Below are 26,118 nucleotides of genomic sequence, written 5' to 3' on the forward strand. Positions count from 1 at the left end.
GCTGGTTACCGGGTAGGGGGGAAGTCTGCGGTGTCGGTGGTGCGTACGGCCAGCGACCGGTCCGGATTGAGCCGTACGACGATGTGGCGCCGCCAGTGGGCGTCGTCGCGCTCGGCGCGGTCCTCGCGCCAGTGGCAGCCGCGGGTCTCCTCGCGCAGCCGGGCGGCGGCGACCAGGACCCGGGCCACGCACAGGAGGTTCGTCGCCTCCCAGGTGTCCACGCCGGGCTCGGCGGTCTTCCCGTCCTCCCGCAGCGCGTCCCGGGCCTCGGTGTGCAGCTTCTGGAGCTGGTCCGCGGCCTTGGCGAGGGACTCCTCGGAGCGCAGCACGCCCGCGCCCTCGGTCATGATCCGCTGGATGGCGAACCGGGTCTCGGGGGCGAGCAGCGGGTGGGCGGGCCGGTCCGGGTGCAGGACGGGCGCGGGCACGCGCGCGGGCAGGGCGTCCTCGGCGCGGGCCTCGGTGAGGTCGGCGACGATCCGCTCGGCGTAGACGAGCCCTTCGAGGAGCGAGTTGGAGGCGAGCCGGTTGGCGCCGTGCACGCCGGTGCAGGCGACCTCGCCGCACGCGTACAGGCCGGGCACGGTGGTCCGGCCCCGGGCGTCCGTGCGGACGCCTCCGGAGGCGTAGTGGGCGGCCGGGGCTATCGGGATGGGCTCGGTGACCGGGTCGATGCCGTTGGCCCGGCAGGCGGCCAGGATGGTCGGGAAGCGGTGCGCCCACATGTCGGCGCCGAAGTGCCGGGCGTCGAGGAACATGTGCTCGGCGTCCAGCTCCTGCATCCGCCGCATGATGCCCTTGGCGACGATGTCCCGCGGCGCCAGCTCGGCCAGCTCGTGCTGCCCGACCATGAAGCGCACGCCGTCGCCGTCGACCAGATGGGCGCCCTCGCCGCGCACCGCCTCCGAGACCAGCGGCTGCTGGCCCTCGGCGTCCGGGCCGAGGAACAGCACGGTCGGGTGGAACTGCACGAACTCCAGGTCGCTGACCTCCGCGCCCGCGCGCAGCGCCAGCGCCACGCCGTCGCCGGTGGAGACGGAGGGGTTGGTGGTCGCGGAGAACACCTGGCCCATGCCGCCGGTGGCGAGGACCACCGCGGGGGCGTGCACGGCGCCCACGCCGTCGTGCTGGCCCTCGCCCATCACGTGCAGGGTGACCCCGGCCGTACGGCCCCCGGCGTCCGTCAGCAGGTCCAGCACCAGCGCGTTCTCGATCGTGCGCAGCCCGCGCGCGCGTACGGCCTCGACGAGCGCCCGGGAGATCTCCGCGCCCGTCGCGTCCCCGCCGGCGTGCGCGATCCGGCGGCGGTGGTGGCCGCCCTCGCGGGTGAGTTCCAGCCGTCCCTCGGCGGACTCGTCGAAGTGCGCGCCGGTGTCGATGAGCCGCCTTACCGCGTCGGGGCCCTCGGTGACCAGGATCCGTACGGCCTCCTCGTCGCACAGGCCCGCGCCGGCCACCAGGGTGTCCTCGAGGTGCTGTTCGGGGGTGTCCCCCTCGCCGAGGGCGGCGGCGACGCCGCCCTGCGCCCAGCGGGTGGAGCCGTCGTCCAGCCGGGCCTTGGTGACCACGACCGTGGTGAGGCCCGCGGCCTCGCAGCGCAGGGCGGCGGTCAGGCCGGCCACGCCGGACCCGACGACGACCACGTCGGCGGAGATGGCCCAGCCGGGGGCGGGCGCGTGCAGTCGTATGCCTGTGCTGGTCACGAGGCGGCTCCGAAGGTGAGGGGCAGATTGTCGATCAGCCGGGTCGCGCCGACCCGGGCGGCGACGGCGAGGACGGCCTCGCCGGTGAAGTCGTCATCGATCTCGGCGAAGTCGGCGGGGTCGACCAGCGCGAGGTAGTCGAGACGGAGCGGCGGGTCGAAGCGGGCGGCCTCGTCCAGGGCCGTCCGGGCCGCGGCCCGGACGGCCGCGGCGGCGCCGGGCACGGCGGTGGCCACCGCGTGCGCGTCGGCCGCCGCGCGGGACTCCCCTATGGCGCTCAGCGCCTCGGCACGCGCGTGCGTGGAGGGCACTTCGCGGGCCCGCGCGCGCAGCGCCTCCTGTGCCGCGTGCCGGTCCCGGCCGGCGAACAGCGCGCGGGACAGCGCGAGCGCGGTGCGGCGCTCCTCGGCCGAGAGGTAGCGGTTGCGGCTGGACAGGGCGAGCCCGTCCTCCTCGCGGACGGTCGGTACGGCGACGATCTCGACGCCGAAGTTCAGATCCCGCACCATGCGCCGGATCAGGGCCAGCTGCTGGGCGTCCTTCTGCCCGAACAGGGCGGCGTCGGGACGGGTCAGGTGCAGCAGCTTGGCGACGACGGTGAGCATGCCGTCGAAGTGGCCGGGCCGCGCGGCACCCTCCAGGCGCTCCCCCATGGGCCCGGCGGAGACGCGCACCTGGGGTGCGCCGCCCGGGTAGACCTCGTCGACGGAGGGCGCGAACACGGCGTCCGCGCCCGCCTGCTCGGCGAGCTTCATGTCGGCGTCCAGGGTGCGCGGGTAGCGGTCGAGGTCCTCCCCCGCGCCGAACTGCAGCGGGTTGACGAAGACCGTGACGACGACCTCGCCGTCCGGGCCCGCGATCTCGCGGGCGCCGCGGATGAGGGTCGCGTGGCCCTCGTGCAGGGCGCCCATGGTCATCACGACGGCGCGGCGGCCTCGGCGCACGCGCGCGTGCAGCTCGTCGGCGGTGCTCAGCAGGGCGGTGGTCATCGGTCGTTCCCCTCGGTGCCGGTCGTGCCGTCGGTGCCCTCGGTGCCGTCCGTGCGGCCGGTGTCGTCCGTGCGGCCGGTGTCGTCCGTGCCGGTGCCGTCGGTGCGGCCGTCGGTGCGGCCGTCCGTCTCAGCGGTTCCGCCGCCGGTGCGGCTCCCGTCGGCGAGTACCCCGAGGAGGTCCTCGGCCAGTTCCGGCTTGAGCAGACCGTGGGCGAGCGCGCGGTCGGCGGTCGCGCGGGCCATCGCCAGGTAGCCCGCGACGGTCTGCGGGGCGTGCCTGCGCAACTCGGTGACGTGCGCGGCGACCGTGCCGGCGTCCCCGCGCGCGACCGGCCCGGTCAGGGCCGCGTCGCCGGAGCGCAGCGCGTTGTCCAGGGCGGCGCCGAGCAGCGGGCCGAGCATCCGGTCGGGCGCCGTCACGCCCGCCGTGCGCAGCAGCTCCATGGACTGGGCGACCAGGGTCACCAGGTGGTTGGCGCCGAGAGCGAGGGCCGCGTGGTAGAGCGGGCGGTTCTCCTCGCTGATCCACTCGGGCTCGCCGCCCATCTCGATCACCAGGGCCTCGGCGGCCAGCCGTAGCTCCTCGGGCGCGGTGACGCCGAAGGAGCAGCCCGCGAGGCGCTGGACGTCCACGGGCGTGCCGGTGAACGTCATCGCCGGGTGCAGGGCCAGCGGCAGCGCGCCCGCGCGCAGGGCCGGGTCGAGGACCCGGGCGCCGTACCGCCCCGAGGTGTGCACGAGCAGCTGTCCCGGCCGCACCGCGCCGGTCTCGGCGAGCCCGGCGACCAGGCCCGGCAGGGCGTCGTCGGGGACCGTGAGCAGCACCAGGTCGGCGCGCTGGAGCACCTCGGCGGGCGGCACCAGCGGGACGTCCGGGAGCATGGCCCCGGCCCGCCTGCGGGAGGCGTCGGAGACACCGGAGACGGCCACCGGGCGGTGCCCGGCGAGCTGGAGGGACGCGGCCAGCGCGGGGCCCACACGACCGGCGCCGACGACGCCGACGGTGAGCCGCGCGGGGCGGTCCTTGAGGTCTGGCTGGTGGACTGTACTCACGCGACGGTGGCCTTCCCGTTCCAGTCCGCTCTGGGTACCGGACGATTTCTCGTCATGTTAACGCTATCCGGTCCGGCGCCCACCGGTCGTCCACAGGCTGTGGGTCATTACACGCCGGCTCGGTGGGCCCACGACGGGAAACCCTGGTGCCCGCGCGGTACGGGCACGGCATCATCCACGGCATGACCGACACGGCTGAACAGGACGAGGGACCATCGGTGCGCGAACGGCGGGCGAGCGCCTGCCGCCGGGCCCGGCGCACCCTGGCGCGTCACGCCTTCCGCGGCACGCTCCGCGAACGCCTCGACTGGCTGGCGCAGACGGCGTCCGAGGTCCACGACCTGGACGAGCCGGCGGACGTCTACGGCGACCGGGTCGTGGCCGCCCTGGAGGAGCGCGTCGCCGCCCTGCTCGGCACGGAGGCCGCCGCGTTCTTCCCGACCGGCACGATGGCCCAGCAGGTGGCGCTGCGCTGCTGGGCGGGCCGCACCGGTGACCCCACGGTCGCCCTGCACGCCCTCGCCCACCCCGAGGTGCATGAACGGCAGGCCTTCAGCCAGGTCAGCGGCTTGCGTCCGGTACGGGTGAGCAGTGACCCGAGACTGCCCACGGCCGCCGAGATACGCGACTTCCCCGAGCCGTTCGGCACGCTGATGCTGGAACTGCCGCTCCGGGACGCCGGTTTCGTGCTGCCCTCGTGGGAGGAGCTGACCGAGGTCGTCGAGGCGGCGCGGGAGCGCGACGCGGTGGTGCACTTCGACGGCGCCCGCCTGTGGGAGTCCACCGTCCACTTCGGCCGCCCGCTGGACGAGATCGCCGGCCTCGCCGACTCCGTCTACGTGTCGTTCTACAAGTCCCTCGGCGGCTTCGGCGGCGCCGCGCTGGCCGGCCCCGGCACGCTGGTCGAGGAGGCGAAGACCTGGCGGCACCGGTACGGCGGGACGGTCTTCCAGCAGTTCCCGACCGTGCTGTCGGCGCTCGCGGGACTGGAGCGGGAGCTGCCCCGGCTGCCCGGGTACGTGCGGCACGCGCGCGTGGTCGCCGCGGCGCTGCGCGAGGGGTTCGCGGCGGCCGGCCTGCCCTGGGCCCGCGTCCACCCGGAGGCGCCGCACACCCATGAGTTCCAGGTCTGGCTGCCGTACGACCCCGAGACGGCGGCCGAGGCCGCGGTGCGGCAGGCGGAGGAGACCTCGGTGCTGCTGTTCGGGAACGCCTGGGACCGCGGCGGTCCCGGCCTGGCCCGGACGGAGGTCACGGTCGGCGCGGCGGCCCTGGAGTGGACGCCGGACGACGTACGCGCGGCCGTCGCCGACTTCGTGTCCCGCCTGCCCGCGCCGTGATCACAGCGCGCGCGGGCTCAGCCACCGGCGCAGGGCGTACCGCACGCGCCCCCGTGCCGGGCGCTCGGCGACGACCGCGCTGAAGCGCCGGTGGTCGCGCAGTTCGCGCAGCACGCGGACGTCGTGCCGGCCGGGCGCGGGCGGCACGGGCTCGCCGAGCGCCCGGGCGCGGTGGCTGTCGAGGAGGTACTGCTGGGTGATGCTCATGGCGGATCGCCTTCTCGGAAGTTCTCGGGACGTGGGCTGGTCACCGACCGCTCGGTGACCGTTCGGGCTCCGCGGCTGCCCGGGTGCCTCCAGCCTGCTCCCGGCCCGGGGCGGGTGTCCCGTGGATTGACGGCGGCCGTCAATCGGCGCGGGCGCTGTCAGTGGGCGGGTGCAGGATGGAGGGCATGAGCGTGACGATCGACATCACCGGACTGCCGGTCGAGCGGGTCCGTGTCGTGCCCTCGCCGCTGGCGGAGCTGGGGATGGCCCTGCACGTTCTCGGCGACCCCGGACACCACCCCGGCCTCCAGGGCTGGGTGACCGCCGTCTCCTCCCGCCTCGACCCCTGCCTGGCCGACCGGCTGTGCGAGGCGGACTTCCTGTGGCGTACGACGTTCTCGGACGTCTTCTCCCCGTTCGCGGCCCTCCCCGGCGGCCGCGAACTCCCCGGCGCCACGCTCGGGGAGGAGCTGGACCAGCTGGACAAGCTGACGGACGAGCAGTTCGTCAGCGCCGCCCTGGAGTTCACCTGCCAGCTGCGCTACGACTCGCAGGAGTCCGTCCCGCTGACCGATCCCGAGCTGCGCCGCCGCGCCCTGGAGCTGGCCGCCGCGCGCGGCACCGTACAGGAGCGGTTCACGCGGCGGCTGCTGGAGGATCCGCCGGCCGTCCGCGCGTGGTTCCGGGAGCTGATGCTCGCCTGCGACGAGGCGTTCTTCGCCGACACCTGGGCCAGACTCCAGCCCCAGCTCGCCGCCGACGCCCGGCACAAGACCGACCTGCTGCGCCGCAAGGGGCTCGCCGAGGCCCTCGCGTCCCTGTCCGGGGCCGTCTCGCTCGACGAGGAGGCCGCGCTCATCAGGATCGACAAGCTGATGACGGGCCAGGCCGCCACGGGCGACGGCGCTCTGGTCCTGGTGCCGACCAGCCTCGGCTGGCCGCACGTCCACGTCCTGCGCCGGTACGGCTGGCAGCCCACGATCACCTATCCGGCGAGCGGCTCCCGCCCGCAGGCCCCGTCCGTCGAGCAGCTCACCCGCCGTATGGAGGCACTGGCCCACCCGGTGCGGATGCGGATGTGCCGGCATCTGGCGCGGGCCCCGCACACCACCGGCGAACTGGCCGACGCGCACGGCATGTCGGCGCCCGAGATATCCCGGCACCTTGCGGTGCTGAAGAAGGCGGGCCTGATCACCGACTGCCGCCGCGGCCGGTACGTCCAGCACCAGCTGGACCTCGCGGCCGTGGCCCGGCTGGGCAGCGACTTCATCGAGGGCGTCCTGCGCTGAGCCGGGCCCGTACGGCCCGCGTCACCCGCGTCAGCCGTGGCCGCCGGCGCGCACCAGCCCCGTCTCGTAGGCCAGCACGACCACCTGCACGCGGTCGCGCAGGCCGAGCTTGGTCAGGATGCGGCCGACATGGGTCTTCACCGTCGCCTCGCTCAGCACCAGCCGGGCCGCGATCTCGCCGTTGGACAGGCCCTGCGCCACCAGCACCATCACCTCGCGCTCCCGCTCGGTGAGCCGCTCGAGCTCCTTGTGCTGGGGCCCCTTGCCGGCGGAGGGCAGCATCGGCGCGAAGCGGTCCAGCAGGCGCCGGGTGGTGGAGGGCGCCACGACCGCGTCCCCGCTGTGCACGGCGCGGATGGCCGTCAGCAGCTCACCGGGCGGCACGTCCTTGAGCATGAAACCGGAGGCGCCGGCCTTCAGCCCGGAGAAGGCGTACTCGTCCAGGTCGAACGTGGTCAGGATGAGCACCTTCGGGGCGTCCGGCTCCGCGCAGATCCGCCGGGTGGTCTCCACGCCGTCCAGCTTCGGCATCCGGACGTCCATCAGGATGACGTCGACGGCGGTGGACCGCAGCACTTGGAGGGCCTCCACGCCGTCGCCCGCCTCCGCGACGACCTCCATGTCCGGCTGGGCGGCGAGCACCATCCGGAACCCGGTGCGCAGCAGCACCTGGTCGTCGACGAGCATCACGCGGATCGTCATCGGTTCTCTTTCGTTCGGGGCGAGCGGCGGTGGTGCCGGGCCGGTGTCACAGGTGTCGGCGAAGGGCTCGCGGCGGCGTCAGTGTGCGGGTTTGAGGGGCAGCAGGGCGCTGATGCGGAATCCTCCGCCCGGGCGCGGCCCGGCGTCCAGGGTGCCGCCGACCATGCCGACCCGCTCGCGCATGCCGATCAGGCCGTGTCCCCGCCCGTCCGCGCCGCCCTCCTCGTACAGCTCGTGCGGGGCGCCCTTGCCGTCGTCCTCCACCAGCAGGCCGAGTCCGTCGTCGAAGTAGACCAGCCGTACGCTCGCGCCCGCGTCGGGGCCGCCGTGCTTGCGCGTGTTGGTGAGGGCTTCCTGCACGATCCGGTACGCGGTCAGCTCCACGCCGCTGGGCAGCGGACGCGGGGTGCCCTCGACCTTGAAGTCGACCGGGAGGCCGGAGCCGCGGCACTGCTCGACCAGGTCGTCGATCTGCTCGACATCGGGCTGCGGGACGTACTCCCCGGTCTCCTGGTGCTCGCCGGTGCGCAGCACGCCCAGCAGGCGGCGCATCTCGGCCAGGGCCTGGCGGCCGGTGGAGGAGATCGTCTCCAGGGCCTTCCTCGCCTGGTCGGGCGCGGCGTCCATGACGTAGGCGGCGCCGTCGGCCTGGACCACCATCACCGACACGTTGTGCGCGACGACGTCGTGCAGCTCGCGCGCGATCCGGGCGCGCTCGGCGGCGACCGCGACCTTCGCCTGCGCCTCGCGCTCCTTCTCCAGCCGGGCCGCGCGCTCCTCCAGCTGGGCGAAGTAGGCCCGCCGGGTGCGCATCGAGTCGCCGAGGACCCAGGCGAGGGCGAAGGGCACGGTCTGGAAGACCGCCACGGCGACCTGCCTCGCGAAGCTGATCTGCTCCTCCGGCCAGCGGATCTGGGCCGCGGCCGCCGCGCAGAGGCTGACGGCGAGGGCGAGCCGGGAGGACCAGCGCGCGCCCACCGTCGCGACGGTGTAGGTGATCACCAGCATGGCGAAGTCGGCGATGGTCGTCTCTACGTCCAGGACCAGCTGGGCGAGGCCGGTGACAAGAGCCACCAGCAGCATCGGCTCCGGGTAACGGCGGCGCAGCGCCACGACGGCGCAGAGGACGGCGGACACGGCCATCCCCGCGCCGACCGACCCGTGGTGGCCTGGCACCCCTTCCAGATTGACCACGCTCAGCCCGGACAGCCCGAACAGGACGACGGCCCAGAAGGTGTCGACCCATGTCGGGTGGCGGCGGAGGAAGTCGTAGAGGCGCTGCACGTAACCCAGCGTAGGGAAGCCGGATGCGTGCAGGGGTCAACCGAAGGGCCGATCCGCGCCCGGCGCACGTACTCCGCAAGGTGGAGGCCGTGATCATCTGTGCGCCTAGTCTGTCCCGGTGACGGATGAGACGACAGCGGGGGGATTCGGCGGGAAATCCGGCCCACGCCCCTGGCGCGCGGCGGCACGGAAGGCGCTGTACGGACCCGGCGGCTTCTACCGGCGCCCGGAGGGCCCGGCCGGTCACTTCCGCACCTCCGTGCACGCCTCCCCGCTGTTCGCGCGGGCCGTGGCCCGGCTGCTGTGCCGGGTCGACGCGGCGCTCGGACGGCCCGCGGTGCTGGACTTCGTCGACATGGGCGCCGGGCGGGGCGAACTGGTCTGTGGCGTGCTCGCGGCCCTGCCCGCCGACGTCGCCGCACGCGCGCGTGCGTACGCCGTCGAGATCGCCGGCCGCCCGGCCGGCCTGGACGAACGGATCATCTGGCTGGACGCGGTCCCGGACACGGTCAGCGGACTGCTGTTCGCCAACGAGTGGCTGGACAACGTCCCGGTGGACGTCGTGGAGGTGGACTGCGCGGGCGTGCCCCGGCTGGTGCTCGTCGCGGAGGACGGTTCCGAGCGGCTCGGGGAGCCCGTGGCGGGCGCGGACGCCGACTGGCTCGCCCGCTGGTGGCCGCTGCCCGCCGAGGAGGGGGCGCGGGCGGAGATCGGGCTGCCCCGGGACCGCGCCTGGGCCTCGGCCGTGGCCCGGCTGGTGCGGGGGCTTGCGGTGGCCGTGGACTACGCGCACACCGTGGACGCACGCCCCCCGTACGGGACGCTCACCGGCTTCCGGGAGGGGCGGGAGACGAGGCCCGTGCCGGACGGGTCGTGCGACATCACGGCGCATGTCGCGCTGGACGCGTGCGCGGCGGCGCCGGGCACGGCGGCGGCGCGCACGCGCACAGCCGGGGGGCCTGCGCGGCCCCACGCGCCCTCGGACAGGGCGCAGGGAGCCGACGACGCGGCGCGTGCGCTTCCCCCTGCGCGCCTCCTTACCCAACGCGCCGCTCTGCACGCCCTGGATATCACCGGCGCACGCCCCCCGCTCGCGCTCGCCTCCACGGACCCCACCGCCTACGTCCGCGCCCTCGCGGGCGCCGGCGAGGCAGCCGAGCTGACGGCGGCGGGCGGCCTCGGCGACTTCGGCTGGCTCCTCCAGCCCGTCGGCGTCCCGGACCCCCTGGAGCCGGACCGGAGGCACGGGGAACCGGGGCCGCACGACCCGCCCGGCCGGTGAGCCGTACCGGCGGGGCGGGTTAGCCGTACCCGCGGGGCCGGGTGCCGCCCGTCCCCGCGGGCTACTTGTCGATGTCGCCGACCACGAAGAACATCGACCCCAGGATCGCCACCATGTCCGCGACCAGCGTCCCCGGCAGCAGCTCGGTCAGCACCTGGATGTTGTTGTACGAGGCCGAGCGCAGCTTCAGCCGGTACGGCGTCTTCTCGCCCTTGCTCACCAGGTAGTAGCCGTTGATGCCGAGCGGGTTCTCGGTCCACGCGTACGTGTGCCCCTCGGGCGCCTTCAGGACCTTCGGCAGCCGCTGGTTGATCGGCCCGGGCGGTAGCTCGGCGAGCCGGTCGAGGCAGGCGTCGGCGAGGTCGAGGGCGTTGTGGGTCTGCGCCAGCAGGATCTCGAAACGGGCGAGGCAGTCGCCCTCGCTGCGGGTCGCCACCTTCAGGGTGCCCTGGAGTTCGCCGTAGGCCAGGTACGGCTCGTCGCGGCGCAGGTCGAAGTCGACGCCCGAGGCGCGCGCGATGGGCCCGCTCACACCGTAGGCGTGCACCTGCTCCGGGGCGAGCGCCCCGACCCCGCGCGTGCGCCCCCGGAAGATCTCGTTGCCGAGCACCAGGTCGTCGAAGACGTCCATGCGCGAGCGCACGGCGGCGACGGCCTCACGCGCGCGTGCCGTCCAGCCGGCCGGGAGGTCCTCCTTGAGGCCGCCGACACGGTTGAACATGTAGTGCATACGCCCGCCGGAGACCTCCTCCATGACGTTCTGGAGCACCTCGCGCTCCCGGAACGCGTAGAACACCGGCGTGATGCCGCCCAGCTCCAGCGGGTACGAGCCGAGGAACATCAGGTGGTTCAGCACCCGGTTCAGCTCGGCGAGCAGGGTGCGGGTCCACACCGCCCGCTCGGGCACCTCCATGCCGAGCATCCGCTCCACGGCGAGGACGACGCCCAGCTCGTTGGAGAACGCCGACAGCCAGTCGTGGCGGTTGGCGAGCACGATGATCTGCCGGTAGTCGCGCGCCTCGAAGAGCTTCTCGGCACCCCGGTGCATGTACCCGATCACCGGCTCGGCGCGCACGATGCGCTCCCCGTCCAGCACGAGCTTGAGCCGCAGCACACCGTGGGTGGACGGATGCTGGGGCCCGATGTTGAGCACCATGTCGGTGCTCTCCGCCGCGCCGCCGATACCGACCGTGGTCTCCGTCGTAGGAGTCATGGCCCCAGTTTCCCCTACGTACGCTGGCCTCATGGAAACGGGGAGTCTGGAAGAGACCGGAGCGCCGGCGGACCAGCCGGTGTGGCGCGGGCTGCGGCGGGGGCTGCTGCGGGTGCGCCGGCTGCTGCTCATGGTGTGGACGGCGGTGCTCGCGATCGCCGCGGGGCTGCTGCTCGGCCTGCTCGCGGGGCCGGTCTGGGCGGCCTGCGCGCTGCTCGCGCCGGCGTTCGCCGCCTGGTGCTGGTGGCTGCTGGAGCGCAACTGGCGTTCCTGGCGGTACGCCGAGCGCGCCGACGACCTGCTGATCAGCCGCGGTGTCCTGTGGCGCGAGGAGACGGTGGTGCCGTACGGGCGGATGCAGCTGGTCGAGGTGACCTCCGGACCCCTGGAGCGCCGCTTCGGGCTGGCCACCGTGCAGCTGCACACGGCCGCCGCCGCCACCGACGCGACCATCCCCGGCCTCGATCCGGCCGAGGCGGAACGGCTGCGCGACCGGCTCACCGAGCTGGGCGAGGCACGATCGGCGGGCCTGTGACGACCCCGGACCACACCGACGGCGCCGAGGGCGCGGGCCCCTCCGACAGCGCGGACGGCGGCATAGCGAAGGGCGGCACAGCGAAGGGCGGCACAGCGGACGGCGGCCGAGCCGAGCGCGCGGCCGTCACCGAGCGCCGGCTGCACCCCGTCACGCCCTTCCGCAGGGCGTGGGCGCCGCTGGCCGTGGTGGCCGGCTGGGCGGTCCACGACCCGGGCGGCGCCCAGGAGCAGCTCGCGCGCCTGACCGACGCCATGCTCCTGGTGGGGCTCGCGGTGCTGCTGCCAGCGGCCGGTCTCTACGGCTTCCTGTCCTGGTGGTTCACGCACTACGCGGTCACCGACACCGAACTGCGCATACGTACCGGGCTGCTGTTTCGGCGCACCGCGCACATCCGGCTGGAGCGCATCCAGGCCGTGGACGTCTCCCGTCCGCTCCTCGCGCGCGTGGCCGGCGTCGCGAAGCTGCGCATCGACGTCGTCGGCACCGACGACAAGAAGGACGAGCTGGCCTTCCTGGGCGAGCGGGACGCGCGTGCCCTGCGCGCCGAACTGCTCGCGCGCGCGGCCGGTTTCGCGCCCGAGACGGCGCGCGAGGTCGGCGAGGCACCGGCGCACACCCTGCTGCGGGTGCCCGCGCGCGAGCTGGCGCGCTCCCTGGTGCTGACGGGCGCCACCTGGGGTTCGCTGTGCGCCGCGCTGATCGTGCCGACCGTCCTGTGGCTCATCACCGAGAACGTGTGGACGGTCCTGGCCACCGCCCTGCCCCTGCTCGGCGCGGCCGGCGCGAGCAGCGTGGGCCGGTTCGTCACCGAGTTCGACTGGACGGTGAGCGAGTCCCCGGACGGGCTGCGCATCGACCACGGTCTGCTCGACCGCGCGCACGAGACGGTGCCGCCCGGCCGGGTCCAGACCGTGCGGATCGTGGAGCCGCTGCTGTGGCGCGGGCGCGGCTGGGTTCGGGTGGAGCTGGACGTGGCCGGGTCCGACAACTCGGTGCTGATTCCGGTCGCCCCGCGCGCGGTCGCCGAGTCGGTCGTCGCGCGCGTGCTGCCCGGCGTGACGGTGCCGCGTGAGCTGTCCCGGGTGCCGCGCCGGGCCCGGTGGTGCGTGCCGGTGTGGTGGCGCGGGCACGGGCTCGCGGTCACCGACTCGGTGTTCGCCGCCCGGAGCGGCCTGCTGTGCCGCCGGCTCTCGCTGGTCCCGCACGCCAAGGTGCAGAGCGTACGGCTCACCCAGGGCCCCTGGGAACGCCGCTGGGGGATCGCCGACGTGCACGTGGACACGGGGGCCGACGGGACCGTGACCGCCCGTCTGCGGGGCGCGGAGGCGGCCGCGCGGCTCCTGGGCGAGCAGGCGGAGAGGTCCCGTACGGGCCGCAGGGACGCGCTCCCGGACCGCTGGATGACCACCGGCTGACCGGCTGCCGGCCGACGCGCCGGGCCCGGCTCCCCCTCGCGGGAGGACCGGGCCCGGTGCGTCGGCGTGTACGGCTGTGCGGCTGGTGTGCGGCCGGCGGCTGTGCGGCTCAGGAAGCCGCGCTGCGCAGCCCCTGGAGGTCGATGTGCTCGGTCTCGTCGTGCGCGGTCAGGTCGATGACCTGGCCGACGCCGCGGGAGCGCTCGTCGGCGGGCTTGAACCCGGCCTCCGCCTCGGCCTTGTGCACGGCGAGGGCCTCCTGGCCGACGACGTCGGCGAGGTCCTCGTTCTGCACGGAGTCCAGCGTGGCCTTCGGGGTCTCCTTCTGGGTGCCGAAGAAGTCGAAACCGCCCTCGACCCTCGGGCGCCGCGCGGGCGGGGCCGGTGCGACGGCCACCGCGGTCGGCACCGTGAAGTGCCCGTTGGGCGGCTGCCCCACGGCCGGGGCGGGCTCGGCGTCGTGCGCGACGTTCTCGCCGTCGGCGACGGACCCGGACTCGACCTCGGCCACCACGTCCGCATCTGCATCTGCATCCGCGTCCGGGTCGGCAGAGAGCTCCGGCTCGGACGCCTCGGCCGCCCGGCCCACGCCGGACTCAGCGACCTCAGCGACCTCGGCGGCCTCAGCAACCCCGACGGCAGTCTCCGCCGTCTCCGCCGTCCCGGCCGCGTCAGGTTCGTCCCCCTCGGCTTCGGCCTCCGGCGCCGCCGCGTCCTGAGGCTCCCGGTCGAACCGGGCCAGAGCCGTCAGAGCCCGCCGGTACAGCGGGGCGCCCTCGGACGAGAACACCGCCGGACCGCCCTTCACGGCCCCTGAGGACGCGAGGGACTCGACGGACTCGGCAGGCTCGCCGGAGTCGGAGGCCGCGGAGGCCGCGCGCTCCGCGCTCCGGGCGGGCGGCAGGGCGGGCGCCGACGAGGCGGCGGCCCCCGGCTCGGGCGCCCCCGATTCGAGCTCCAGCAGCCGGCGTCCCTCCAGGGCGCTCGCGCGCTCGGTCTCCGCCGTGGCGTACCGGCGCAGCAGGGCCGCGTGCTCGTTGCGCAGGCCGGCCAGTTCGGCGCGCTTGGCGCGCAGCCGCTGCTCCAGCTTCACGCGCAGCTCGCGCGACTCCTCCAGATCGGTCTCCAGTTCGGCGACCCGTTCCTCGTATCGCCATTCGTCACCGACTCGCGCGCGCGTGAGTTCGGCGACCTGCTTGCCCGCCTGCGCGTCCCAGCGGCGCATCACGACGGCGCCGGCGACCGCGGTCGCCGCGGCGGCCGCGGCCAGCGCGCGGACCACCGTGGCCTCGGAGAACACCCAGGGACCCAGCGCGCAGACGACGGAGACGCCGGCGATCGCCGAGGGAGGCAACAGCCGGTGCAGAGGCGGGGAATGGCGGTGGCGTCCACGTGGCATGGCCAGAAACTTACCGCGCGTAGGCGAATCGCGGACCCCCGCCCCGTAAAAACACAGCCATACCGTGAGCTTCACGGGACGTCAGGGGTGCGCCCGGCTCAGCGGTCGGTGAGCCGGCCGCTGAGCCACTGGAGCGTCGGCGGGATCTCGCGCCGCCAGGTGTTGAAGTTGTGGCCGCCGCTGTCGAGGATGATCGACGAGATCCGGGTCCGGTTCGTGGCCTGCACACCCTCGATGAACTTCAGCGTGTCCTTGTAGTTGTGCTCGCCGACCTTGCTGCTGGTGACGAGCAGCGAGGTGTCGGGCGCGGGCTCGTTCCGCAGCAGCCAGAACAGGTCGGAGCGGTTCTGCAGCTTCGGGTCGCCGTGGAAGAGATCGCCGGTGGTGGGGTCGATCGGCGCCTTGTAGTAGGGCGAGAGGCCCGCGCCCGCCGCGTACACCTCGGGGTGGTGCATGGCGAGCTTGAGCGCGCAGTAGCCGCCCGTGGAGTCGCCGACGACGCCCCAGCTGCCCGGGCGCTTGCCGGCCCGGTAGTGCCCGAGGACGGCGTCCGGCAGATCTTTGGCGAAAAACGTTTCCGCTTGCGGGCCGCCCGGCACGTCCACGCACTCGGTGTCCCGCGGCGGCGCCACGGTCGGCCGCATCATCACCAGGATCATCGGCTGCATCCGGCCGTCCTTGGCCATCCGCTGCGCCGTGCTCGGGTAGTTCAGTTTGTCCACCAGCGACCGCGCGGTGCCCGGGTAGCCGGTCAGGACGACCGTCGCGGGGAACGTACGCGTGCGGTACTGCGGCTGGAAGTACTCCGGCGGCAGGTACACGTACGCCGGGGTGGCGATGTGGGTCGTACGGCCCACGATGTCCACCTTCTGGATCTGCCCGCCCGTCTCCGGCCGCGCGGCGCGCACACCCGGCACGTCGGAGGTGGAGACCACCTGGAGCGGCCCGCCGGTGCTGCCGTTGGCCGAGTGGTCGACGACGACGCCCTGGTCGGTCTCCTTGCCGAACAGGTCGGCCCAGCTGGCGTAGAAGCCGAAGGCCTGGTTGGCGGCTAGGCCCACGGCGGCGAAGAGCGCCAACTGGGTGGAGAGCAGCAGGCCGACCCGGCCGCTGACGGCCCGCCAGCTCTGCCGGGCCAGGCGCGGCCACAGCCACACCGTGCCGATGAACAGCAGCGCGGCGACCACGACCACCAGCGCCAGCACTTTGTTGCTCGTGAGACCCATGGCTGTTCCTGCCTGCGCTTTCCGCCCGCGCCGTACCCACACATGTCGCGTGAGCTTGCCCGGGGCTTTCCTCGGCCTTTGACCCGACTTTCCGGTGGGGAATGAACCTCTCTCCCCCAGACACCGTCCTAGAGGGCGCAATGTCGCCGGATGCCCGATCGGGCCCGGGTTCAAGGTCTCTCGCAGAACTACGGGATGCGATGTCTGTCAGGATAGATGGGGAATTGTCGGGCGAGGTTCCGGGCCGATCAAGCCGGGCGCGGCGCATACTGCGCGGCCCGCGCCCCGACGCCGTTCCCGCTCTGGTCGGCAGGGCCGCCGCGCTCGTGGGCGTCCTGGACATCGCCGCGGGTGTGTTCCCGCGCTTCCGTCACAGCCGTATGCACGCCATAGCCGAGGTGCTGCCGGGCTCGTTCGGGCCGTTCGCCGCGGCGCTCTCGCTCAGCTCGGGCGTGCTGCTGCTGCTGCTCGCGCACGGGCTCAAGCGGCGCAAGCGCAGGGCGTGGCGCGCGGCGGTCGCGCTGCTCCCGGTGGGCGCGATGGCGCAGTTCGGGTACCGGCACTCGGTCATCGGCATGCTCATCGCGATCGCGCTGCTGGTGCCGCTGCTGCGCCACCGGGGCCAGTTCGCGGCGCTGCCCGATCCGCGCAGCAGGTGGCGTGCGCTCGCCAACTTCGTGCTCATGAGCGCCGGTTCGCTGGCCCTCGGGCTCGTGATCGTCAACGTCCATCCGAACCGGACGATCGGCGACCCGAGCCTCGCCGACCGGCTCACCCACGTCATCTACGGCCTGTTCGGCTTCGAGGGCCCGGTCGACTACCAGGGCAACACCTCCTGGACGGTCGCCTTCTCCCTCGGCGCCCTCGGCTGGATCACCGCGGTCACCACCATCTACCTGGCCTTCCGCCCCGAGCACCCGGCCGCGCGCCTCACCGAGCAGGACGAGGCCAGCCTGCGTGCCCTGCTGGAGAAGCACGGCGGACGCGACTCGCTCGGCCACTTCGCGCTGCGCCGCGACAAGGCGGTCGTGTTCTCGCCGAGCGGCAAGGCCGCGGTCACCTACCGCGTCGTGTCCGGTGTGATGCTCGCCAGCGGCGACCCCATCGGGGACGTCGAGGCCTGGCCGGGTGCCATCGAGCGCTTCATGGACGAGGCCAAGGCCCACTCCTGGACGCCCGCCGTCATGGGCTGCTCGGAGACGGGCGGCGAGGTGTGGACCCGCGAGACCGGTCTCGACGCCCTGGAGCTGGGCGACGAGGCGGTGGTCGACGTAGCGGATTTCTCGCTCGCCGGACGCGCGATGCGCAACGTGCGCCAGATGGTCAAGCGCATCGAGCGGGCCGGCTACGAAACCCGGGTACGGCGCATCCGTGACGTCGGCGAGGCCGAGCTGGAGCGGATCCGCCTGGCCGCGGAGGACTGGCGCGGCACGGACACCGAGCGCGGCTTCTCCATGGCGCTCGGCCGCATCGGCGACCCGACCGACGGGGACTGCCTGATCGCCACCGCCCACAAGTCCGACGACGTACCGGGTGAGTACGGCGACCTGAAAGCGATCCTCCACTTCGTGCCCTGGGGCACGGACGGCGTCTCCCTGGACCTGATGCGCCGGGACCGCGCCGCCGACCCGGGCATGAACGAACTGCTCATCGTCGCCGCCCTCCAGGCCGCCCCGAAGCTCGGCATCAACCGGGTCTCGCTGAACTTCGCGATGTTCCGCTCCGCCCTCGCGCGCGGGGAGAAGATCGGCGCGGGGCCGGTGCTGCGCGCCTGGCGCGGGCTGCTGGTGTTCCTGTCCCGCTGGTTCCAGATCGAGTCGCTGTACAAGTTCAACGCCAAGTTCCAGCCGCGCTGGGAGCCCCGGTTCGTGGTCTACCGCGCCTCCGCCGACCTGCCCCGCATCGGCTTCGCCGCCATGCAGGCGGAGGGCTTCGTCGACCTCGCCCTGCCGCTGCCGCGTTTCCTGCGCCGGCGCCGGGCGGCCGCCGTGCGCCCGTGCGGTCACGCGGTGGCCGAACGGGACGTCCGGGCGGCCTGAGCCAGGACGCCGCCGAGTGGTGAGGCCCGGGGACCGGCCCGGGTGGCAGCCCCGCCCCCTCCAGCACAGGGGCCGCCACCCGGGCCACCGCGCGTTCACGGCTCCGTCCTGGGGTTACACCGCTCCGTCCTGGGCCTTCGCCGCTCCGTCCTGGGCCTACGCTGAACGTATGAACAACCTCAGCGGACGCGGCCGGGTGACCGGACTTCCGGCATGGGACCGGTGCGCGGTCATGGGGGTCGTGAACGTGACCCCCGATTCCTTCTCCGACGGCGGCCGCTGGTTCGACACGACCATCGCCGTCAAGCACGGCCTCGACCTGGTCGCGGAGGGCGCGGACCTGGTCGACGTGGGCGGCGAGTCCACCCGGCCCGGCGCCTCGCGCGTGGACGAGGCCGAGGAGTTGCGCCGGGTGATCCCCGTGGTGCGCAGCCTCGCCGCCGAGGGCGTCGTCGTCTCCGTCGACACCATGCGCGCCTCCGTCGCCGAGCAGTCCCTCGCGGCCGGCGCCGCCCTCGTCAACGACGTCAGCGGCGGCCTCGCCGACCCCGCGATGATCCCGGTGGTCGCCGACGCGGGCGCCCCCTTCGTCGTCATGCACTGGCGCGGCTTCCTCCAGGGCGACACCGTCAAGGGCGTCTACGGGGACGTCGTCGCCGAAGTCATGGACGAGCTGCACACGCGCGTGGAGGCCGTGCTGGCCGGCGGCATCGCCCCCGACCGCATCGTCGTCGACCCGGGCCTCGGCTTCTCCAAGGAGGCCGAGCACGACCTCGTCCTCCTCGCCCACCTCGACCGCCTGCGCGCGCTGGGCCACCCCGTGCTGGTGGCCGCCTCCCGCAAGCGGTTCCTCGGCCGGGTCCTCGCCGGACCGGAGGGGGCGCCTCCGCCGGCCCGGGAGCGCGACGCGGCCACGGCCGCCGTCTCCGCCCTCGCGGCGCAGGCCGGCGCGTGGGCGGTGCGCGTGCACGAGGTGCGCGCCACGGCGGACGCGGTGCGGGTGGCGCGGGCCCTGGAGGGGGCGTACGCGGACGGAGTAGCACGGGGCGCCCAGAGCGAGCGCGGGGCGCGCGAGACAGGACACACGCCCGGCACGGGAAGTGAGAACGGGGCGCGGGATGCGGCCGGTGCGCCCGGACCGGGCAGCGAGCGCCAGGCGCACAGCACGCCCCACGAGCCGGGCGTCCACGGTGAGCGCCGGGCGGAAGGAGACCGGTGAGCGCCCCCCATACCGATGTCGAGCAGGTGGAGGCGGCCAACACCGCCTTCTACGAGGCGCTCGAACGCGGCGACTTCGAGGAGGTCTCCGCCCGCTGGCTGACCCCGTCCGACCTGGGCGTGGACGAGGAGTACCACGACCCGGCGGACAGCGGCGTGATCTCCTGCGTGCACCCCGGCTGGCCGGTGCTCACCGGCCGTGGCGAGGTCCTCAGGTCGTACGCCCTGATCATGGCCAACACGGACTACATCCAGTTCTTCCTCACCGATGTGCATGTCTCGGTGACCGGCGACACCGCGCTGGTGACCTGCACGGAGAACATCCTCAGCGGCGGCCCCGCACCGGAGGAGGGCGCGGAACTCGGACCGCTGGTCGGCCAGCTCGTCGTCGCCACGAACGTGTTCCGGCGTACGCCGTCCGGCTGGAAGCTCTGGTCGCACCACGCCTCCCCCGTGCTGGCCGAGAGCGACGACGACGGCGACGACGGTGAAGACGGTGTGCAGGGCGTGAACCCGGACGACAACCCCCTCGCCTGAGCGGGTATGCGGACCAGGGACCCGTACCGAGACCCGTACAAGCCCCGCCTCCAGGCCCTCGACCAGCCCCGCCAAGACCCGACAGGACCCCGCCAAAACCCCGACAGGACCCCGACAGGACCCCCAGCGAGAACGTGGTTCGAATCACCTACCCCCGGGTAGGTGCGGCTACCAGCCCATGACAGTGCCGGGTTCCCCGGGGGAAACACCCGGTGAACCCTCCGGGTACCGGCTCGGGCCCACGCCCCCGCAACCCGGCTTTGTCGGTGTCCGCAGGTAGATTCGTCTGAGGCCGGTGTGCCGCCCGCACGCGGTACGGTCCGGTCGTTCCCGACGATTGCAGGAGTGATTCGCGTGGATCGTGTCGCGCTGCGCGGCCTCAAGGCCCGCGGGCACCATGGTGTGTTCCCCAGGGAGCGCGAGGAGGGCCAGACGTTCATCGTCGACCTCGTCCTCGGCCTGGACACCCGGCCGGCCGCGGCCGACGACGACCTGGCGAAGACCGTGCACTACGGCATCGTGGCCGAGGAGGTCGTGGCCGTGGTCGAGGGCGAGCCGGTGAACCTCATCGAGACCCTCGCCGAGCGGATCGCGCAGACCTGTCTGAAGCACGAAGGGGTCCAGGAGGTGGAGGTGTGCCTCCACAAGCCGGACGCGCCCATCACGGTCCCCTTCGACGACGTGACCGTCACCATCACCCGGAGCCGAGTATGACCCGACCTTTCCGCCAGGGTCACAGCGACCCGACCGTCCAGCCGGTGCCCGCCTCGGTCGTCGAGCGGGTGGACGCCGCCGACACGACCCTGCAGAACCCCAAATGGGCCGTCATCTCCATCGGCGCCAACCTCGGCAACCGCCTGGAGACGCTCCAGGGTGCCGTCGACGCCCTGGAGGACACCCCGGGCGTCCGGGTGAAGGCCGTCTCCCCGGTGTACGAGACCGAGCCGTGGGGCGTGGCGCCCGGCAGCCAGCCGTCGTACTTCAACGCGGTCGTGGTCCTCAAGACGACCCTGCCCCCGTCCTCCCTGCTGGAGCGGGCGCACGCCGTCGAGGAGGCCTTCCACCGCGTCCGGGACGAGCGCTGGGGCCCGCGCACGCTGGACGTCGACATCGTCGCCTACGCCGACGTCACCTCCGACGACCCGCAGCTCACCCTGCCCCACCCGCGCGCCCACGAGCGCGCGTTCGTCCTCGCGCCCTGGCACGACGTGGACCCGCAGGCGCAGCTTCCCGGCCGCGGCACGGTGGCCGATCTGCTGTCGGTCATCACGCGTGAAGGCGTGGCGCACCGCGGGGACCTGGAACTCCGGCTGCCCGAGTAGTCGTTAAGGTCGAGACGGATCAAGACCACGACGACCGCCGTCCGGGACGGTCCGGGGGAACTGAAGGGACACCGTGAGAGAGCTGCGCATCAGGGTGCTGGCGGGCGTGTTCGTCGTGGCCGGCATCCTGTCCTGGGCGGGCGCCCGCCTCTGGAACTCGGCCGGGACCCTGCCCAGCGTCCCCCTGGCCGCCCCCGTCGTCCTCGCGCTGATCGCGGTGGTCCTGCTCGCGACCGCGCTCTCGCTGCGCGCCCGGTTCAAGGCCCAGCGCGAGCGCACGCCCGGCGCCAAGGGCGTCGATCCGCTGATGGCCGCCCGGGCGGTCGTCTTCGGCCAGGCCAGCGCCCTGGTGGCGGCCCTGGTCGCCGGGATGTACGGCGGCACGGGCGTCTTCCTGCTGGAGCTGCTCGACTTCCCGGCCCGCCGGGACCAGGCGATCTACGCCGGGTTCTCGGTCCTGGCCGGCCTCGGCGTGATAGCGGCCGCCGTGTTCCTGGAGCGCGTCTGCAAGCTCCCGGAGGACGACGACCAGGACCACTCGGGAGCGGAGCCGGCGGCCTGACCGCCGGCCCCGGTCACCGGGCCGGTCAACACGCTTTGATGAGGCTCAGCGCGCCATGATGAGGCTCATCGCCTCGTTCCGGGTGGCCGCGTCCCGCAGCTGACCGCGCACCGCTGAGGTTATGGTCTTCGCGCCCGGCTTGCGGATGCCGCGCATGGACATGCACATGTGCTCGCACTCGACGACCACGATGACGCCCCGCGGCTCCAGGATGTTCATGAGGGAGTCGGCGATCTGCGTGGTGAGGCGTTCCTGCACCTGCGGTCGGCGGGCGTAGACGTCGACCAGCCGGGCCAGCTTGGACAGGCCGGTGATCTTGCCGGTGACGGACGGGATGTAGCCGACGTGGGCGACGCCCCGGAACGGCACCAGGTGGTGCTCGCAGGTCGAGTACACCTCGATGTCCTTCACCAGGACCATCTCGTCGTGTCCCAGGTCGAACGTCGTCGTCAGGACGTCCTCGGGCCGCTGCCACAGGCCCGCGAAGATCTCCCGGTAGGCGCGCGCGACCCGGGCCGGCGTCTCCCGCAGGCCCTCGCGGTCCGGGTCCTCGCCGACCGCGATCAGCAGTTCCCGCACGGCGTTCTCGGCACGCTTCTCGTCGAACTCGCCGATGGAGCCATCGCCGTCCAGCGTCACCGGGTCGGTCATCTGCTTCCTCGTTCCTGTGCCGTGCACGCGTGGTTCGACACGCGTTCTGTCTGCGGACATACCAAACGCCGCGCCCCCCAGGCTAGAACCTGGGGGGCGCGGCGTTCATTCCGGCCCTGTCGGCCGGAACAGGGTCAGCTCTCGGGGCGGTCCTCCGGGGCCTGCTCCGTCACCGGGGCGGACTCCACGGCCGTCGACTTGGCCGTGCTGATCGCCGCCGTCGCGCCGTTCGCACCGTTGGTCAGTGCCAGCTCCTTGGGGGAGAGCACCGGCGGGCGGGTGGACGGGGTACGGCGGGAGGAGCCGGTCCAGGCGGGCCGCGGCGGGCGCTTGACGATCGGGGCGAAGACCTCGGCGATCTCCTCCTTGCCCAGGGTCTCCTTCTCCAGCAGCTGGAGAACGAGCTGGTCGAGCACGTCGCGGTTCTCGACCAGGATCTCCCAGGCCTCGTTGTGCGCGGTCTCGATGAGCTTCTTGACCTCTTCGTCGACCAGCGCGGCGACCTCTTCCGAGTAGTCGCGCTGGTGAGCCATCTCACGGCCGAGGAAGGGCTCGCTGTTGTCGCCGCCGAACTTGATCGCGCCGAGCCGCTCGGTCATGCCGTACTGCGTGACCATCGCGCGGGCCAGGTTGGTGGCCTTCTCGATGTCGTTCGCGGCACCGGTGGTCGGGTCGTGGAAGACCAGTTCCTCGGCCGCCCGGCCGCCCAGCATGTAGGCGAGCTGGTCCAGCATCTCGTTGCGCGTGGTCGAGTACTTGTCCTCGTCCGGCAGGACCATCGTGTACCCGAGGGCACGGCCGCGGGACAGGATCGTGATCTTGTGGACGGGGTCGGAGTTCGGCGAGGCCGCCGCGACCAGGGCGTGACCGCCCTCGTGGTACGCGGTGATCTTCTTCTCCTTGTCCGACATGATCCGGGTCCGCTTCTGCGGGCCCGCGACCACACGGTCGATCGCCTCGTCCAGCGCCTTGTTGTCGACCAGCTTCTGGTCACCGCGGGCGGTGAGCAGCGCGGCCTCGTTCAGCACGTTGGCGAGGTCGGCGCCGGTCATGCCGGGCGTGCGGCGGGCGACGGCGGCCAGGTCGACGTCGGGGGCGACCGGCTTGCCCTTCTGGTGGACCTTGAGGATCTCCAGGCGGCCCTGGAGGTCCGGCGGGTCGACCGCGATCTGCCGGTCGAAGCGGCCGGGGCGCAGCAGTGCCGGGTCGAGGATGTCGGGGCGGTTCGTGGCGGCGATCAGGATCACGCCGCCCTTCACGTCGAAGCCGTCCATCTCGACGAGCAGCTGGTTCAGCGTCTGCTCGCGCTCGTCGTGGCCACCGCCGAGGCCGGCACCGCGATGGCGGCCGACCGCGTCGATCTCGTCCACGAAGACGATCGCCGGGGCGTTCGCCTTGGCCTGCTCGAACAGGTCACGGACCCGGGAGGCACCGACACCGACGAACATCTCGACGAAGTCGGAACCGGAGATCGAGTAGAACGGGACGCCCGCCTCGCCGGCGACGGCACGGGCGAGCAGGGTCTTGCCGGTACCCGGGCGGCCGTAGAGCAGCACGCCCTTGGGGATCTTGGCGCCGACGGCCTGGAACTTGGCCGGCTCCTGCAGGAACTCCTTGATCTCCTGGAGTTCCTCGACGGCCTCGTCGCAGCCCGCGACGTCGGAGAACGTCGTCTTCGGGGTGTCCTTGGTGATGAGCTTCGCCTTGGACTTGCCGAAGTTCATGACACGCGAGCCGCCACCCTGCATCTGATTCATCAGGAACAGGAAGACGACCACGATCAGGACGAAGGGCAGCAGCGAGAGCAGCACCCCGACGAACGGGTTCTGCTTCGACGGCGACACCGTGTAGCCGTCGGGGATCTGCTTGTCCTGGTACTTGGTCTGCAGCTGGCCGGCGATGGTCACGCCCTGGTCGCCGATGTAGCTCGCCTGGATCTTCGAGCTGCCCTCGACCTTGAAGCCGTCCTTGAGGGTGACCTTGATGCTCTGTTCGTCACCGGTGGTGAGCTTGGCCGACTCGACCTTGTTGTCGCTGATCGCAGCCACGACTTGGCCGGTGTCCACCGTCTTGTAGCCGCCGGACGAGCCGACGACCTGCATCAACACGACCACGGCAAGGACGGCCAGCACGATCCACATGACCGGCCCACGGAAGTATCGCTTCACGTCCATCCATACGGAGCGGTGTCGCCCCGTCCCTCCTGCCATAGTGAGTTTGATAAGACAGTTCTTCTGACGGTACCCCAGCATTGTTGCCCGAAGCCGCACGGAGCCGTTTCGACGGCTGGGAAACCCGTCTCTGCATGCTTCAACGGCACGGAACCCGCTGGGGTTCCCGATCGTCCTACCGGGCTTGGGCCGAGTGGCTCAGCCGCCGTAGACGTGAGGCGCGAGCGTACCGACGAACGGCAGGTTGCGGTACTTCTCGGCGTAGTCGAGGCCGTAGCCCACGACGAACTCGTTCGGGATGTCGAAGCCGACCCACTCGACGTCGATGGCCACCTTGGCGGCGTCCGGCTTGCGCAGCAGCGTGCACACCTTCAGGGTGGCGGGCTCGCGGGAGCCGAGGTTGTTGATCAGCCAGGACAGGGTGAGGCCCGAGTCGATGATGTCCTCGACGATCAGGACGTGCCTGCCCTTGATGTCGGTGTCGAGGTCCTTGAGGATCCGCACGACACCGGAGGACTGGGTGCCCGCGCCGTACGAGGACACGGCCATCCAGTCCATGGTGAGGGGGGTGGACAGCGCCCGGGCCAGGTCCGCCATGACCATCACCGCGCCCTTGAGGACGCCGACGATCAGCAGGTCCTTGCCCGCGTACTCCGCGTCGATCTTCGCGGCCAGCTCTGCCAGCTTGGCGTCGATCTCTTCCTTGGTGATGAGTACCTGCTGGAGGTCGGCACCCATGTCTTTCGCGTCCACCCGCATCACTTTCGGTCGTCCCGCACTTGAGGCCGCCCGGCCGCCGGAGGATCACTCCGGGAGGGGTCGGGAATCAGCCTTGCCGAATCACCAGTCTGCCACCCTGGCGCTGGGCGACGACTTTGCCCGGGAGATTGATGGCTCCCTGGCCGCGCCAGCCGGTGATCAGGCGGTCGACTTCCTCGATGTGCCGGGCGAACAGCGCGCCGGCCGGAGCACCGGCCTCGATGGCCGCGCGGCGCAGGATCCGGCGGCGTACGGCGGGCGGGAGGGCGTACAGCTTGGCGCACTCCAGCAGGCCGGCGCCGTCCCGGACGGAGGCCTCGGCCTGGCTGGCCCAGGTGTCCAGGGCGTCGGCGTCGTCGCGGGAGAGCTGGGCGGTGCGGGCGAGTGCCTCCACGACGCCCTTGCCGAGGGCCTTCTCCAGGGCGGGCAGGCCCTCGTGCCGCAGCCGGGAGCGGGTGTAGGCCGGGTCGGCGTTGTGCGGGTCGTCCCAGACGGGCAGGGACTGCACCATGCAGGCCTTGCGGGCGGTCTGCCGGTCCAGGTGCAGGAAGGGCCGCCGGTAACGGCCGCCGGCCCCCGAGACCGCGGCCATGCCGGACAGGGAGCGGATGCCGGAGCCGCGGGCGAGTCCCAGCAGGACGGTCTCGGCCTGGTCGTCGCGGGTGTGGCCGAGCAGGATCGCGGTGGCACCGTGGCGTTCGGCGGCGGCGTCCAGGGCGGCGTAGCGGGCGTCCCGCGCGGCGGCTTCGGGCCCGCCCTCGCGGCCGACGGTCACGGCGACGGAGTCGACCGGATCGAGGCCGAGTTCACGCAATCGGAGGACGACCTCGTCGGCGCGGAGGTCGGAACCGGCCTGGAGGCCGTGGTCGACGGTGACCCCGCCGGCGCGGATGCCGAGCTTGGGGGCCTCGAAGGCGAGGGCCGAGGCGAGGGCCATGGAGTCGGCGCCGCCGGAGCACGCGACGAGGACGAGCGGGGAGGGGGGCCGCTCGGCCATGCGCAGGGCGCCCCGGCCCGGACGCCGGTCGGAGTGCTCGCCCGGCACTTCCCGGCCCGCGTGCGCGTGGCAGGTCTGGTGGTCGTTCAGGATGTCGTGGAGGACGCGGCGGACCGCCAGGCGTATCGCCGCGACCGCAGGATGGGGACCCATGTCCGGTTCCCTTCATGAAGTTTTCGGGGGGTGAGCCCGAGCCGGTCACTCAGAGTGTGTAGATGGT

The 26,118-nt window shown here is 73.1% G+C and carries 23 protein-coding genes and 1 pseudogene; 11 read left to right on the forward strand and 13 right to left on the reverse strand.

Annotation, left to right across the window (positions count from 1 at the left end; genetic code table 11):
- Positions 1-5: 5 nt before the first annotated feature.
- Genes ACF073_RS20275 through ACF073_RS20285 form a run of 3 tightly spaced genes read right to left on the reverse strand, consistent with a single transcriptional unit; the run spans position 6 to position 3,747 of the window.
- Positions 6-1,703 (reverse strand): L-aspartate oxidase, encoded by a 1,698-nt coding sequence (locus tag ACF073_RS20275; RefSeq protein WP_392071832.1) that lies wholly within the window; start codon positions 1,701-1,703, stop codon positions 6-8.
- Positions 1,700-2,692 carry a pantoate--beta-alanine ligase gene (panC, locus tag ACF073_RS20280; protein ID WP_392071834.1) on the reverse strand — a complete coding sequence of 331 codons (993 nt, stop codon included), beginning with the start codon at positions 2,690-2,692 and terminating at the stop codon, positions 1,700-1,702. The genes ACF073_RS20275 and panC overlap by 4 nt, the downstream gene beginning before the upstream one ends.
- Positions 2,689-3,747, reverse strand: coding sequence for a Rossmann-like and DUF2520 domain-containing protein (locus ACF073_RS20285; protein ID WP_392071836.1), 1,059 nt, complete (start codon positions 3,745-3,747; stop codon positions 2,689-2,691). The genes panC and ACF073_RS20285 overlap by 4 nt, the downstream gene beginning before the upstream one ends.
- A 182-nt stretch (positions 3,748-3,929) precedes the next feature.
- Here ACF073_RS20285 and ACF073_RS20290 point away from each other — a divergent pair, with 182 nt between their 5' ends.
- Positions 3,930-5,087 carry a threonine aldolase family protein gene (locus ACF073_RS20290; protein WP_392071838.1) on the forward strand — a complete coding sequence of 386 codons (1,158 nt, stop codon included), beginning with the start codon at positions 3,930-3,932 and terminating at the stop codon, positions 5,085-5,087.
- Here the strand turns inward: ACF073_RS20290 and ACF073_RS20295 are convergent, their stop codons facing one another.
- Entirely contained in the window at positions 5,088-5,294 is a 207-nt protein-coding gene (locus ACF073_RS20295; protein ID WP_392071840.1) for a hypothetical protein, read from the reverse strand.
- 185 nt (positions 5,295-5,479) lie between these two features.
- Between ACF073_RS20295 and ACF073_RS20300 the strand changes: the two genes are divergently transcribed.
- Positions 5,480-6,583 (forward strand): DUF5937 family protein, encoded by a 1,104-nt coding sequence (locus ACF073_RS20300; protein ID WP_392071843.1) that lies wholly within the window; start codon positions 5,480-5,482, stop codon positions 6,581-6,583.
- Between the two features lie 30 nt (positions 6,584-6,613).
- Here the strand turns inward: ACF073_RS20300 and ACF073_RS20305 are convergent, their stop codons facing one another.
- Both ACF073_RS20305 and ACF073_RS20310 read right to left on the reverse strand, forming a co-directional pair.
- A complete protein-coding gene (locus ACF073_RS20305; RefSeq protein WP_392071845.1) occupies positions 6,614-7,285 on the reverse strand; it encodes a response regulator in 672 nt (223 codons plus the stop codon).
- Positions 7,286-7,363: 78 nt separating this feature from the next.
- Positions 7,364-8,569 (reverse strand): sensor histidine kinase, encoded by a 1,206-nt coding sequence (locus ACF073_RS20310; protein ID WP_392071847.1) that lies wholly within the window; start codon positions 8,567-8,569, stop codon positions 7,364-7,366.
- 118 nt (positions 8,570-8,687) lie between these two features.
- On the opposite strand from ACF073_RS20310, the gene ACF073_RS20315 reads away from it, so the two are divergent.
- Positions 8,688-9,851, forward strand: coding sequence for an SAM-dependent methyltransferase (locus tag ACF073_RS20315; RefSeq protein WP_392071849.1), 1,164 nt, complete (start codon positions 8,688-8,690; stop codon positions 9,849-9,851).
- 61 nt (positions 9,852-9,912) lie between these two features.
- Here ACF073_RS20315 and ACF073_RS20320 read toward each other — a convergent pair whose 3' ends face one another.
- On the reverse strand, positions 9,913-11,064 hold the full coding sequence (locus ACF073_RS20320; protein ID WP_392071851.1) for an NADH-quinone oxidoreductase subunit D: 1,152 nt from the start codon (positions 11,062-11,064) through the stop codon (positions 9,913-9,915).
- Positions 11,065-11,095: 31 nt separating this feature from the next.
- On the opposite strand from ACF073_RS20320, the gene ACF073_RS20325 reads away from it, so the two are divergent.
- Positions 11,096-11,599 carry a PH domain-containing protein gene (locus ACF073_RS20325; RefSeq protein WP_392071853.1) on the forward strand — a complete coding sequence of 168 codons (504 nt, stop codon included), beginning with the start codon at positions 11,096-11,098 and terminating at the stop codon, positions 11,597-11,599.
- Complete coding sequence (locus tag ACF073_RS20330) at positions 11,596-13,017, forward strand: PH domain-containing protein (protein ID WP_392071855.1); 1,422 nt, start codon at positions 11,596-11,598, stop codon at positions 13,015-13,017. Before ACF073_RS20325 ends, ACF073_RS20330 begins: the two co-directional genes overlap by 4 nt.
- A 109-nt stretch (positions 13,018-13,126) precedes the next feature.
- Here ACF073_RS20330 and ACF073_RS20335 read toward each other — a convergent pair whose 3' ends face one another.
- Together ACF073_RS20335 and ACF073_RS20340 are read right to left on the reverse strand one after the other, a co-directional pair.
- Positions 13,127-14,416: a hypothetical protein gene (locus ACF073_RS20335; protein WP_392071857.1), complete on the reverse strand. Its 1,290-nt coding sequence runs from the start codon at positions 14,414-14,416 to the stop codon at positions 13,127-13,129.
- A 98-nt stretch (positions 14,417-14,514) separates the two neighbouring features.
- On the reverse strand, positions 14,515-15,642 hold the full coding sequence (locus tag ACF073_RS20340; protein WP_392071859.1) for an alpha/beta hydrolase: 1,128 nt from the start codon (positions 15,640-15,642) through the stop codon (positions 14,515-14,517).
- 224 nt (positions 15,643-15,866) lie between these two features.
- Here ACF073_RS20340 and ACF073_RS20345 point away from each other — a divergent pair, with 224 nt between their 5' ends.
- The 6 genes and pseudogenes from ACF073_RS20345 (at position 15,867) to ACF073_RS20370 (ending at position 21,320) form a co-directional block, all read left to right on the forward strand.
- Positions 15,867-17,681: a phosphatidylglycerol lysyltransferase domain-containing protein gene (locus ACF073_RS20345; RefSeq protein ID WP_392071861.1), complete on the forward strand. Its 1,815-nt coding sequence runs from the start codon at positions 15,867-15,869 to the stop codon at positions 17,679-17,681.
- Between the two features lie 169 nt (positions 17,682-17,850).
- Positions 17,851-18,753: pseudogene (gene folP / locus ACF073_RS20350) on the forward strand (dihydropteroate synthase); the annotation flags it as partial.
- A 143-nt stretch (positions 18,754-18,896) separates the two neighbouring features.
- The gene (locus ACF073_RS20355; protein ID WP_392071863.1) at positions 18,897-19,436 is read left to right on the forward strand and encodes a nuclear transport factor 2 family protein; all 540 of its coding nucleotides are present in this window, start codon (positions 18,897-18,899) and stop codon (positions 19,434-19,436) included.
- A gap of 354 nt (positions 19,437-19,790) precedes the next feature.
- On the forward strand, positions 19,791-20,150 hold the full coding sequence (gene folB, locus ACF073_RS20360) for a dihydroneopterin aldolase (RefSeq protein ID WP_392071864.1): 360 nt from the start codon (positions 19,791-19,793) through the stop codon (positions 20,148-20,150).
- Positions 20,147-20,758 carry a 2-amino-4-hydroxy-6-hydroxymethyldihydropteridine diphosphokinase gene (folK, locus tag ACF073_RS20365; RefSeq protein ID WP_392071865.1) on the forward strand — a complete coding sequence of 204 codons (612 nt, stop codon included), beginning with the start codon at positions 20,147-20,149 and terminating at the stop codon, positions 20,756-20,758. Before folB ends, folK begins: the two co-directional genes overlap by 4 nt.
- Positions 20,759-20,831: 73 nt before the next feature.
- Positions 20,832-21,320: a DUF3180 domain-containing protein gene (locus ACF073_RS20370; RefSeq protein ID WP_392071867.1), complete on the forward strand. Its 489-nt coding sequence runs from the start codon at positions 20,832-20,834 to the stop codon at positions 21,318-21,320.
- Positions 21,321-21,365: 45 nt separating this feature from the next.
- On the opposite strand, the gene folE is transcribed toward ACF073_RS20370, so the two are convergent.
- The 4 genes from folE to tilS form a co-directional block, all read right to left on the reverse strand.
- Positions 21,366-21,971 carry a GTP cyclohydrolase I FolE gene (gene folE / locus ACF073_RS20375; RefSeq protein WP_392071868.1) on the reverse strand — a complete coding sequence of 202 codons (606 nt, stop codon included), beginning with the start codon at positions 21,969-21,971 and terminating at the stop codon, positions 21,366-21,368.
- 134 nt (positions 21,972-22,105) lie between these two features.
- Positions 22,106-24,145: an ATP-dependent zinc metalloprotease FtsH gene (ftsH, locus tag ACF073_RS20380; protein WP_392071870.1), complete on the reverse strand. Its 2,040-nt coding sequence runs from the start codon at positions 24,143-24,145 to the stop codon at positions 22,106-22,108.
- Between the two features lie 195 nt (positions 24,146-24,340).
- Complete coding sequence (gene hpt / locus ACF073_RS20385; RefSeq protein ID WP_392071871.1) at positions 24,341-24,901, reverse strand: hypoxanthine phosphoribosyltransferase; 561 nt, start codon at positions 24,899-24,901, stop codon at positions 24,341-24,343.
- Between the two features lie 67 nt (positions 24,902-24,968).
- Entirely contained in the window at positions 24,969-26,051 is a 1,083-nt protein-coding gene (tilS, locus tag ACF073_RS20390) for a tRNA lysidine(34) synthetase TilS (protein ID WP_392071873.1), read from the reverse strand.
- Between the last annotated feature and the right edge of the window lie 67 nt (positions 26,052-26,118).

The sequence above is a fragment of the Streptomyces sp. NPDC015171 genome (assembly GCF_043079545.1).
In the GTDB taxonomy this organism is placed as follows: domain Bacteria; phylum Actinomycetota; class Actinomycetes; order Streptomycetales; family Streptomycetaceae; genus Streptomyces.

Bases quoted from the DNA above. Each gene is read 5' to 3' on its own strand.
- panC (WP_392071834.1), bottom strand. From the start codon at position 2,692: ATGACCACCGCCCTGCTGAGCACCGCCGACGAGCTGCACGCGCGCGTG.
- ACF073_RS20290 (WP_392071838.1), top strand. From the start codon at position 3,930: ATGACCGACACGGCTGAACAGGACGAGGGACCATCGGTGCGCGAACGG.
- ACF073_RS20295 (WP_392071840.1), bottom strand. From the start codon at position 5,294: ATGAGCATCACCCAGCAGTACCTCCTCGACAGCCACCGCGCCCGGGCG.
- ACF073_RS20300 (WP_392071843.1), top strand. From the start codon at position 5,480: ATGAGCGTGACGATCGACATCACCGGACTGCCGGTCGAGCGGGTCCGT.
- ACF073_RS20305 (WP_392071845.1), bottom strand. From the start codon at position 7,285: ATGACGATCCGCGTGATGCTCGTCGACGACCAGGTGCTGCTGCGCACC.
- ACF073_RS20320 (WP_392071851.1), bottom strand. From the start codon at position 11,064: ATGACTCCTACGACGGAGACCACGGTCGGTATCGGCGGCGCGGCGGAG.
- ACF073_RS20325 (WP_392071853.1), top strand. From the start codon at position 11,096: ATGGAAACGGGGAGTCTGGAAGAGACCGGAGCGCCGGCGGACCAGCCG.
- ACF073_RS20335 (WP_392071857.1), bottom strand. From the start codon at position 14,416: ATGCCACGTGGACGCCACCGCCATTCCCCGCCTCTGCACCGGCTGTTG.
- ACF073_RS20340 (WP_392071859.1), bottom strand. From the start codon at position 15,642: ATGGGTCTCACGAGCAACAAAGTGCTGGCGCTGGTGGTCGTGGTCGCC.
- folK (WP_392071865.1), top strand. From the start codon at position 20,147: ATGACCCGACCTTTCCGCCAGGGTCACAGCGACCCGACCGTCCAGCCG.
- folE (WP_392071868.1), bottom strand. From the start codon at position 21,971: ATGACCGACCCGGTGACGCTGGACGGCGATGGCTCCATCGGCGAGTTC.
- ftsH (WP_392071870.1), bottom strand. From the start codon at position 24,145: ATGGACGTGAAGCGATACTTCCGTGGGCCGGTCATGTGGATCGTGCTG.
- hpt (WP_392071871.1), bottom strand. From the start codon at position 24,901: ATGCGGGTGGACGCGAAAGACATGGGTGCCGACCTCCAGCAGGTACTC.
- tilS (WP_392071873.1), bottom strand. From the start codon at position 26,051: ATGGGTCCCCATCCTGCGGTCGCGGCGATACGCCTGGCGGTCCGCCGC.